The sequence below is a fragment of the Novosphingobium mangrovi genome (assembly GCF_022818885.1).
Lineage (GTDB): Bacteria > Pseudomonadota > Alphaproteobacteria > Sphingomonadales > Sphingomonadaceae > Novosphingobium > Novosphingobium mangrovi.
In genome coordinates, this window is sequence record NZ_JALHAT010000048.1 from 2501 (window position 1) to 5155 (window position 2655).

2 tRNA genes and 2 rRNA genes (1 of these 4 running past the window's edge) are annotated in these 2655 nt (G+C 53.3%); all 4 read right to left on the minus strand.

The features are described from left to right. Nucleotides 1-308 (minus strand): 23S ribosomal RNA (locus MTR65_RS18080) (it extends 2484 nt beyond the left edge of the window). 283 nt (nt 309-591) lie between these two features. Next, a tRNA-Ala gene (locus MTR65_RS18085) sits at nt 592-667 on the minus strand. Between the two features lie 21 nt (nt 668-688). Continuing rightward, a tRNA-Ile gene (locus tag MTR65_RS18090) sits at nt 689-765 on the minus strand. Nucleotides 766-943: 178 nt separating this feature from the next. Continuing rightward, a 16S ribosomal RNA gene (locus MTR65_RS18095) occupies nt 944-2430 on the minus strand. Together the 16S and 23S rRNA genes with 2 tRNA genes alongside form the textbook arrangement of a ribosomal RNA operon. Between the last annotated feature and the right edge of the window lie 225 nt (nt 2431-2655).

Below are 2655 nucleotides of genomic sequence, written 5' to 3' on the forward strand. Positions count from 1 at the left end.
CCTGGTCCGCGTTCGCTCGCCACTACTAACGGAATCTCGGTTGATGTCTTTTCCTCTGGTTACTTAGATGTTTCAGTTCACCAGGTTCGCTTCACCAAAGCTATATATTCGCTAAGGTGATACCTTATCCACCTCACTCAATTGGCAGCGAACTGCCCATCGAGAGAAATGGTGAAGGTGGGTTTCCCCATTCGGAAATCGCCGGATCAAAGTTTGCTCACAACTCCCCGACGCTTATCGCAGCGTGCCACGTCCTTCATCGCCTGTACATGCCAAGGCATCCACCAGATGCTCTTACCTCACGCTTGAGAATCCACACCATCAACGACAGCCCTGCATAGAGACTGCGCTGTTTATAGGCGCGGACGATTTTATCTCAGCCAGATAATAAATCTGTTGTAACGCATGGTTGATTACCCAACGTCTGGATAATCCATGCGCCACGGCATCGATTAAAAAACCCATTCACAATGTCAAAGATCTGCGGGCAAATCCCGCGTAACCGACCCGAAGGCCGGAACTGTTTCGCTTCATCCCTGGAGTTCAAAGAGCGTCTACCCAAACACACGCACCATCCAGCCAAAGGCAAGATGGTGGAGCCTATCGGGATCGAACCGATGACCTGATGCTTGCAAAGCAACCGCTCTCCCAGCTGAGCTAAGGCCCCGTGTCTTGGTAGACTGGCAAGTGGTGGGCCTGAGTGGATTCGAACCACTGACCTCACCCTTATCAGGGGTGCGCTCTAACCAACTGAGCTACAGGCCCAACCTGCCGCGCCAAGCAGGCCACAATGGGCCGCGGGCGGCGTGAGCCAGCTCAGGCGTATAACGATCTCTCGATCGTTATCTCCAGTGATGAAGGGACATGAGGACGACGGCATGTTCTTTGGAAGAAGCGAAGCTCTTCCCGGCTCAAGGCCAGGCGCTTTCGTTTCAATCCTTAGAAAGGAGGTGATCCAGCCGCAGGTTCCCCTACGGCTACCTTGTTACGACTTCACCCCAGTCGCTGATCCCACCGTGGTTAGCTGCCTCCTTGCGGTTAGCACACTACCTTCGGGTGAAACCAACTCCCATGGTGTGACGGGCGGTGTGTACAAGGCCTGGGAACGTATTCACCGCGGCATGCTGATCCGCGATTACTAGCGATTCCGCCTTCATGCTCTCGAGTTGCAGAGAACAATCCGAACTGAGACGGCTTTTGGAGATTAGCTTGTGCTCGCGCACTTGCTGCCCACTGTCACCGCCATTGTAGCACGTGTGTAGCCCAGCGTGTAAGGGCCATGAGGACTTGACGTCATCCCCACCTTCCTCCGGCTTATCACCGGCAGTTTCCTTAGAGTGCCCAACCAAATGCTGGCAACTAAGGATGAGGGTTGCGCTCGTTGCGGGACTTAACCCAACATCTCACGACACGAGCTGACGACAGCCATGCAGCACCTGTCACTCATCCAGCCGAACTGAAGAAATCCATCTCTGGAAATCGCGATGAGGATGTCAAACGCTGGTAAGGTTCTGCGCGTTGCTTCGAATTAAACCACATGCTCCACCGCTTGTGCAGGCCCCCGTCAATTCCTTTGAGTTTTAATCTTGCGACCGTACTCCCCAGGCGGATAACTTAATGCGTTAGCTGCGCCACCCAAATTCCAAGAACCCGGACAGCTAGTTATCATCGTTTACGGTGTGGACTACCAGGGTATCTAATCCTGTTTGCTCCCCACACTTTCGCACCTCAGCGTCAATACTTGTCCAGTCAGTCGCCTTCGCCACTGGTGTTCTTCCGAATATCTACGAATTTCACCTCTACACTCGGAATTCCACTGACCTCTCCAAGATTCTAGTCACCTAGTTTCAAAGGCAGTTCCGGAGTTGAGCTCCGGGCTTTCACCTCTGACTTGAGTAACCGCCTACGCGCGCTTTACGCCCAGTAATTCCGAACAACGCTAGCTCCCTCCGTATTACCGCGGCTGCTGGCACGGAGTTAGCCGGAGCTTATTCTCCAGGTACTGTCATTATCATCCCTGGTAAAAGAGCTTTACAACCCTAAGGCCTTCATCACTCACGCGGCATTGCTGGATCAGGCTTTCGCCCATTGTCCAATATTCCCCACTGCTGCCTCCCGTAGGAGTCTGGGCCGTGTCTCAGTCCCAGTGTGGCTGATCATCCTCTCAGACCAGCTAAGGATCGTCGGCTTGGTAGGCCTTTACCCCACCAACTACCTAATCCTGCGCGGGCTCATCTCTTGGCGATAAATCTTTGGACCGAAGTCATCATCCGGTATTAGCAGTAATTTCTCACTGTTATTCCGAACCAAGAGGCAGATTCCCACGTGTTACGCACCCGTGCGCCACTAACCCCGAAGGGTTCGTTCGACTTGCATGTGTTAGGCATGCCGCCAGCGTTCGTTCTGAGCCAGGATCAAACTCTCAAGTTTGTGAAACAACATTCACGGCACAAAGCCTAAGCCTTGCCAGCCGCAAACATCGAAACCTTCGGGAGCCGATACCTGCACTTGTCAAACGTATGGAAACGAAGGACATATAAGGCATCGGCTTGTGTTAAACTGCACCATAGAGCCCGAAGCTCCCAAGGTGCAGGCGCCGTCGCCCACATGTCCCTTCATCTAAAAACCAACAATGTCAAAGATCCAACCACGCCC